At 69.3% G+C, this 7,634-nt stretch carries 6 protein-coding genes; 2 read left to right on the forward strand and 4 right to left on the reverse strand.

The window, feature by feature from the left end:
* Nucleotides 1–85: 85 nt before the first annotated feature.
* Nucleotides 86–1,831: a dihydroxy-acid dehydratase gene (ilvD, locus tag ABKW26_RS19830; RefSeq protein WP_348595813.1), complete on the reverse strand. Its 1,746-nt coding sequence runs from the start codon at nt 1,829–1,831 to the stop codon at nt 86–88.
* Between the two features lie 177 nt (nt 1,832–2,008).
* On the opposite strand from ilvD, the gene ABKW26_RS19835 reads away from it, so the two are divergent.
* Together ABKW26_RS19835 and ABKW26_RS19840 are read left to right on the forward strand one after the other, a co-directional pair.
* The gene (locus ABKW26_RS19835; RefSeq protein WP_348595814.1) at nt 2,009–2,593 is read left to right on the forward strand and encodes a DoxX family protein; all 585 of its coding nucleotides are present in this window, start codon (nt 2,009–2,011) and stop codon (nt 2,591–2,593) included.
* A 142-nt stretch (nt 2,594–2,735) separates the two neighbouring features.
* The gene (locus ABKW26_RS19840; RefSeq protein WP_348595815.1) at nt 2,736–4,100 is read left to right on the forward strand and encodes a deoxyribodipyrimidine photo-lyase; all 1,365 of its coding nucleotides are present in this window, start codon (nt 2,736–2,738) and stop codon (nt 4,098–4,100) included.
* 47 nt (nt 4,101–4,147) lie between these two features.
* Here the strand turns inward: ABKW26_RS19840 and gatB are convergent, their stop codons facing one another.
* The 3 genes from gatB to gatC are packed head-to-tail and all read right to left on the reverse strand — an operon-like array spanning nt 4,148 to nt 7,463.
* Complete coding sequence (gene gatB / locus ABKW26_RS19845; protein ID WP_348595816.1) at nt 4,148–5,656, reverse strand: Asp-tRNA(Asn)/Glu-tRNA(Gln) amidotransferase subunit GatB; 1,509 nt, start codon at nt 5,654–5,656, stop codon at nt 4,148–4,150.
* Complete coding sequence (gatA, locus tag ABKW26_RS19850) at nt 5,653–7,167, reverse strand: Asp-tRNA(Asn)/Glu-tRNA(Gln) amidotransferase subunit GatA (RefSeq protein ID WP_348595817.1); 1,515 nt, start codon at nt 7,165–7,167, stop codon at nt 5,653–5,655. Before gatA ends, gatB begins: the two co-directional genes overlap by 4 nt.
* Nucleotides 7,164–7,463 (reverse strand): Asp-tRNA(Asn)/Glu-tRNA(Gln) amidotransferase subunit GatC, encoded by a 300-nt coding sequence (gatC, locus tag ABKW26_RS19855; protein WP_348595818.1) that lies wholly within the window; start codon nt 7,461–7,463, stop codon nt 7,164–7,166. Before gatC ends, gatA begins: the two co-directional genes overlap by 4 nt.
* Nucleotides 7,464–7,634 lie beyond the last annotated feature (171 nt).

The raw sequence follows: 7,634 nt of genomic DNA on the forward strand, positions 1-7,634 counted from the left end.
CCGGATCTCCGCGGAGATCCGGCCCTCTGTTCACTTTCGCTGCGTCGAGCTGATGCTGCGTCGCGGCGACGAGGTCGCGGCGACGTCAGTACAGGACGGCCCCCTGCGACGCCGAGTGCACGAGCTTCGCGTACTTGGCCAGCACGCCGCGCGTGTACTTGTGCGGGACGGGCTCCCAGCCGACCTTGCGCGCCTCGATCTCGGCGTCGTCGACGAGCAGGTCGAGCGTCGCGTTCGAGACGTCGAGGCGGATCCGGTCACCGTCCTTGACGAAGGCGATCGGCCCGGCGTCGACAGCCTCGGGCGCCACGTGGCCCACGCAGAGGCCGGTCGTCCCACCGGAGAACCGGCCGTCGGTGAGGAGCAGGACGTCCTTGCCGAGGCCGGCTCCCTTGATCGCTCCGGTGATCGCGAGCATCTCGCGCATGCCGGGTCCCCCCTTCGGGCCCTCATACCGGATGACGACGACGTCACCGGCGACGATGGTCCCGTCCTCGAGGGCGTCCATGGCGGCCCGCTCGCGGTCGAAGACCCGCGCGGTGCCCTCGAACACGTCGGAGTCGAAGCCCGCGGACTTCACGACAGCCCCCTCGGGAGCGAGCGACCCGTGGAGGATCGTGATCCCGCCGGTCTTGTGGATCGGGTTCGACAGGGCCCGCAGGATCTTGCCGTCCGGGTCGGGCGGGGCGATGTCGGCGAGGTTCTCCGCGACGGTCTTGCCGGTGACGGTGAGGCAGTCTCCGTGCAGCAGGCCCGCGTCGAGGAGCGCCTTCATGACGACGGGGACTCCCCCGGTCTTGTCGATGTCGGCCATGACGTAGCGGCCGAAGGGCTTGAGGTCTCCCAGGTGGGGAACCTTGTCCGCGATCCGCGTGAAGTCGGCCAGCGTGAGGTCGACCTCGGCCTCGTGGGCGATGGCGAGCAGGTGGAGCACGGCGTTGGTCGAACCACCGAAGGCCATGACGACGGCGATCGCGTTCTCGAAGGCCTTCTTCGTCATGATCTGCCGTGCGGTGATGCCCTTGCGGAGCAGCTCGACGACCGCCTCGCCGGACTTGTGAGCGAAGGCGTCACGACGACGGTCGGCCGAGGGCGGCGCGGCCGAGCCGGGCAGGGACATGCCCATCGCCTCGGCGACGGAAGCCATCGTGTTGGCGGTGTACATGCCACCGCAGGCTCCCTCCCCCGGGCAGACGGCACGCTCGATCGTGTCGCGATCCTTCTCGCTCATGAGCCCCTTGGCGCACGCTCCGACGGCCTCGAACGCGTCGATGAGGGTGACGTCCTTCTCGGTGCCGTCCTCGAGCTTGACCCAGCCCGGCATGATCGTCCCGGCATAGAGGAAGACCGACGAGAGGTCGAGGCGAGCGGCGGCCATGAGCATGCCGGGGAGCGACTTGTCGCAGCCCGCGAGCAGCACGGACCCGTCGAGTCGCTCGGCCTCCATGACTGTCTCGACCGAGTCGGCGATGATGTCGCGCGAGACCAGGGAGAAGTGCATCCCCTCGTGACCCATGGAGATCCCGTCGGAGACCGAGATGGTGCCGAACTCGAGCGGGTACCCGCCGGCGGCGTGCACTCCCTGCTTGACAGCCTTGGCCAGACGGTCCAGCGAGAGGTTGCAGGGGGTGATCTCGTTCCAGGAGCTGGCGACGCCGATCTGGGGCTTGGCGAAGTCCTCGTCGCCGAGACCGACACCACGGAGCATGCCGCGCGAGGCCGTGGCCTCGATGCCGTCGGTCACCTTGCGGGAACGAGGCTTGATGTCGATGCCGGGCGCGCTCGCTCCTGCGGCAGAGGTCTCCTGGGGGTTGTCGCTCGTTGCGGTCATGCTCCCGAGTGTATGACTGCGACGGCCGAGGTCCGGCGTCGGATCAGCCTTCGGGACGGGGCCGCGAACCACCCGGAACAATGACCAACGGCCCATAGCGCGCACGATGCGCCTGCGCGACGATAGAGATGCACCCAACGGTGCACCGTCAGCGTCGACGTGAAGGGATGAGTTCAGATGGCAACACACATGGATGCCCAGCGGGGCGAGGCTCCCGCTGTCGTCACGGGGTCCGACATCGTCGTCCGGGAAGGTGCGCGCAGGTGGCTGGCCGCGGCGCGGATCGGCACGGGCTTCATCTTCCTGTGGGCCTTCCTCGACAAGACCTTCGGGCTGCACTACAGCACCGGCGCGCCGACGTCGGACGGGAGTCCTGCGAGCCTGTCGTGGCTCGATGGCGGGACGCCCAGCCAGGGCTTCATGAAGTTCGGGTCCGTCGGTCCGTTCAAGGACTTCTTCGCCGACATCGCCGGCCCTGTGACGGACTGGCTCTTCATGCTCGGCCTCCTGGGGATCGGGGTCGCCGTGATGCTCGGCATCGGTCTCCGGATCGCCGCCGTCGCCGGCACGGTCATGATGCTGCTCATGTGGGTCGCCGAGTGGCCGCTCCTCGAGGGCTCGACCAACCCGGTGATGGACTACCACATCGTCTACGCCTTCGTGCTCATCATCTCGGCGGTCACTCTGGCAGGCGACACGTGGGGGCTCGGCCGCCGTTGGGCCGCTCTCCCGATCGTCCAGCAGCAGCCCTGGCTCCGCTGACCGGCCGCTACCCCACCGACCACCGTCCCGCCACGAGCGGGCAAGGGCCTCGTCCTCCTCGGACGGGGCCCTCTCCGTGGCAGGACACGAGTGGTGTCCCTCGCGGCGGCGGGGTCGCAGGTCCATCGCTAGTGTTGACACGATGACCTCCATCCACTGGTTCCGCCGCGACCTGCGCCTCGACGACAACCCCGCCCTCCTCGACGCCGCACGCAGCGCCGAGGAGACCGGCGGTGGCGTCGTCGGGCTGTTCGTCCTCGACGACTCGCTGTGGGACGGCTCCGGCGGACCACGTCTGCGATATCTGGAGCGTTCGCTCTCGGCTCTCTCGGAGCAGATGGACGGCAGCCTCGTCGTGCGCCGAGGGAGGCCCGCGGAGGTCGTCCCGGCCGTCGCCCGAGAGGTGTCCGCGACGACCGTCCACGTGGCCGAGTCCTTCGAACCGTACGGACGGCGCCGCGACACCGAGACCGCTGAAGCGCTCTCGGGCATCGGTGTGGACCTGCGGGCGACCGGGTCGCCGTACGCGGTCTCCCCCGGGCGCGTCCTGTCGCGCAGTGGTGGGCCCTACCGGGTGTTCACCCCGTTCCGCACGGCGTGGCTCGACCACGGATGGAGGGCCCCGGCCGGCCCCGCGGACGACGTCCCGTGGCTCGACCTGCCGTCCGACGACCTGCCCCGTCCGACGACCTCGCAGGACGGACCCGAGCTGCCCGCCGCCGGAGAGAAGGCCGCTCGCGCACGGTGGCACGCCTATCTCGACGACGTGGCCGGCTACACGGACGACCGCAACCGACCGGACCTGGACGCCACCTCGAGGATGTCGATCGCGCTCAAGTGGGGTGAGGTGCACCCGCGCACGTTGCTCGCAGACCTGCGGAGCCTCCCGGGGGACGGGGCGACGACGTTCCGTTCCGAGCTCGCGTGGCGCGAGTTCCACGCCGACGTTCTCTTCCACACGCCCTCGGCCGCGACCACCTCGTTGCGTCCGGTCATCGCCGACGACGCATGGGCGCCTGCGTCGCAGGCCGACCCGGCGTTCGACGCATGGACTGCGGGCAAGACCGGCTATCCCTTCGTCGACGCGGGGATGCGCCAGCTCCTCGCCGAGGGCTGGATGCACGGACGGACCCGCATGACGGTCGCATCGTTCCTCGTCAAGGATCTCCACATCCCGTGGCAGCGCGGCGCCGCGTACTTCATGGACCGTCTCTTCGACGCCGACCTTGCCCAGAACCAGCTCAACTGGCAGTGGGTGGCCGGGACAGGCCTGGACGCATCACCCTATTTCCGGATATTCAACCCCATCACCCAGGGAAAGAAGTTCGACCCGGACGGAACGTACGTCCGCCGGTGGGTCCCCGAGCTGCGGGACGTCGCCGGCTCTGCGGTGCACGAGCCGTGGAAGCTGGCACGTCCGCCTGTCGGCTATCCCGAGAGGATGATCGACCACGCCGTCGAGCGCCGGGAGTCGCTCGACGCGTACGAGCGCGCGCGACAGTCCTAGACGGTGGCCCCGGTCGCCGGACGAGCAGTCCGGCGACCGGGACGTCGTCAGCCGATCCGCTCGACGATGAGCTCGCGGACGCGGCCCGCGTCCGCCTGGCCCTTGGTCGCCTTCATGACCGCACCGATGATCGCGCCCACGGGACCGAGGTTCCCGCCGCGGATCTTGTCGGCGATGTCCGGCTGCGCTGCGAGCACGGCGTCGATCGCGTCGAGCAACGGTCCGTCGTCGGACACAACACCCAGCCCGCGGGCGACGACGATCTCCTCCGGAGCCCCCTCCCCTGCGAGCACGCCCTCGAGGACCTGACGAGCGAGCTTGTCGTTGATGCGACCGGAGTCGACGAGCGACTGCAGCTGGCCGATCTGCTCCGGCGTCACCGGCAGCTCGGCGAGCTCGACGTCCGACGTCTTCGCGGCGCGAGCCAGCTCACCCATCCACCACTTGCGGGCCGCTGCCGGGCTGGACCCGGCCGCGATGGTCGTCTCGATGAGATCGACCGCGCCGGCGTTGACGACGTCTCGCATCTCCGGGTCGGCGAAACCCCAGTCAGCCTGCAGGCGGCGCCGACGGTCGACCGGCAGCTCGGGCAGGCTCGCCCGGATCTCCTCGACCCACTCGCGGCTCGGCGTGATCGGCACCAGATCAGGCTCCGGGAAGTACCGGTAGTCCTCGGCGTCGGACTTCACACGGCCCGAGGTCGTCGTCGACGTGTCCTCGTGCCAGTGCCGGGTCTCCTGCAGCACCGCGACTCCTGCGTCGAGGACCGCTGCCTGGCGAGAGACCTCGTAGCGGACCGCGCGCTCGATGGAGCGGAACGAGTTGACGTTCTTCGTCTCGGTGCGGGTGCCGAGCGGTGACTCGGGTGTCGGGCGCAGCGAGAGGTTGACGTCCGCGCGGACGTTCCCGCGCTCCATCCGAGCTTCCGAGACGCCGAGCGACCGGAAGATGTCCCTGAGCGTCTGGACGTACACGCGTGCCACCTCGGGAGCGCGGTCGCCGGCCCCGGTGATCGGACGCGTGACGATCTCGACGAGCGGGATGCCCGCACGGTTGTAGTCGACCAGCGAGTACTCGGCGCCGTGGATGCGACCCGTGCTCCCGCCCACGTGGAGGTTCTTGCCTGCATCCTCTTCCATGTGCGCCCGTTCGATCTCCACGCGGAACGGGGTCCCGTCGGACAGCTCGATGTCGAGGTACCCGTCGAAGGCGATGGGTTCGTCGGACTGGGAGGTCTGGAAGTTCTTCGGCACGTCCGGGTAGAAGTAGTTCTTCCGTGCGAAACGGCACGACTCGGCGATCTGGCAGTTGAGCGCCAGGCCGATCCGGATCGCGAACTCGACGGCCTTGCCGTTGACCACCGGCAGCGCACCGGGGAGGCCGAGCGAGACGGGCGTGACCTGCGTGTTGGGCTCGCCGCCGTAGTCGACCTCGGCGGCACAGAACATCTTCGTCAAGGTGCCGAGCTCCACGTGGACCTCGATCCCGATCACGGGATCGAAACGCGCGACGGCTTCGTCGTAGTCGACCAGGTCGACCGTACGGGCGTTGCTCATCGGACAGTCTCCAGTTCAGGTGCCTGGGCGAGCAGCGGCCCGCCCCATGTCTTCTCCAGCGCGGTCTCGAGGGCGGCGCCGACGAGATAGAGGCGGTCGTCTGCACGCGCGGGCGCGAGGATCTGGAAGCCGACCGGCAGTCCGTCGTCGGAGAGCCCGTTCGGGAGCGACATCCCGGGGACGCCTGCGAGGTTCGCGGGGATCGTCGCGACGTCGTTGAGGTACATCGCCAGCGGGTCGTCGAGCTTTTCCCCGAACTTGAACGCAGTCGTCGGCGCGGTCGGCGATACGAGCACGTCCGCGCGGCCGAAGGCCGCGTCGAAGTCGCGCTGGATGAGCGTGCGCACCTTCTGGGCGCTGCCGTAGTACGCGTCGTAGTAGCCCGCGGACAGTGCGTAGGTGCCGAGGATGATGCGGCGCTTCACCTCGTCACCGAAACCCGCCCCTCGCGTGGCTGCCATGACGCGCTCAGCGGTCACGAGCCCCTCTTCGGGCTCGACCCGCAGGCCGAAGCGCATCCCGTCGAACTTGGCGAGGTTGCTCGACGCCTCGGCAGGCATGATCAGGTAGTACGCCGCGAGTGCCGACCGGAAGCTGGGGCACGACACCTCGATGATCTCGGCACCGGCAGCACGGAGCACGTCGAGGGACTCGGTGAAACGCGCGGACACGCCCGCCTGGTAGCCCTCGCCGGTGAGCTCGGACACGACGCCGACGCGAACGCCGGTGAGATCCATCGTTGCGCCCTTGCGAGCGGCGTCGACCAGAGACGGGAGCGGTTCGTTGATCGAGGTCGAGTCGCGCGGGTCGTGACCACCGACGAGCTCGTGGAGGAGAGCGGAGTCGAGCACGGTGCGCGTGACCGGGCCGGCTTGGTCGAGCGAGGACGCCATGGCGATGAGTCCGTACCGGGACACGCCTCCATAGGTCGGCTTCACGCCGACGGTTCCGGTGACTGCACCGGGTTGCCGGATCGAACCGCCGGTGTCGGTGCCGATCGCGAGCGGCGCCTCGAACGCGGCGACAGCGGCCGCGGAACCTCCACCGGAGCCGCCGGGGATGCGGTCGAGGTCCCAGGGGTTCCTCGTGTTGCCGAACGCGGAGTGCTCCGTGCTCGAGCCCATGGCGAACTCGTCCATGTTCGTCTTGCCGAGGACGGGGAGCCCTGCGGCCTTGATGCGCTCGACGATGGTCGCGTCGTACGGCGGCAACCAGCCCTCAAGGATCTTGGACCCGGCTGTCGTCGGGACCCCTTTCGTCACGACGATGTCCTTGAGCGCGATCGGCACGCCCGCGAGCTCGTGGAGCGGCTCGCCGGCGGCACGCTGCGCGTCGACCTGACGCGCGGTGGCCAGCGCGGTCTCTCCGCTGACGTGGAGGAACGCGTGGACAGACTCGTCGACGGCCGTGATGCGGTCGAGATGCGCCTGCGTGACCTCGACGCTGGACACCTCTCCTGCCGCGAGGAGGCTGGCCAGAGAGGATGCGGAACGGCGCGTGAGGTCTGTCATGAGTCCTCCCCGAGGATCTGTGGGACGAGGAATCGCCCGCCTTCGCTCGCGGGAGCGGCTGCCATGACGGCGTCGACGTCGAGCGGAGCGACGGGCACGTCGTCCCGGAAGACGTTCGTCAGCGGGAGCGGGTGGCTCGTGGCCGGGATGTCAGGCGTGGCGACGGCGCTGACCTCGGCGATCGCGTCGACGATCACGACGAGCTCACCTGCCAGTCGGTCGAGTTCTTCGGGTCGCAGGTCGATGCGAGCCAGTGCGGCGACGCGCGCGACCTCATCGCGGGAGAGTGTGGACATGGGACAAGTCTAGAGCCTGGGCCATGTCGGCCGGACGTCCGTGCGGGACCGACGCCGAGGAGAGCCGGCGCTCGCGCAAGGGACGACCTCATCAGGGGTACGACAAAGACCCACCCCCGAGGGGGTGGGTCTTTGTGAATGGTGTTCCGGCGGCGTCCTACTCTCCCACAC

The organism is Sanguibacter sp. 25GB23B1 (assembly GCF_040012415.1).
Classification (GTDB): Bacteria; Actinomycetota; Actinomycetes; order Actinomycetales; family Cellulomonadaceae; genus Sanguibacter.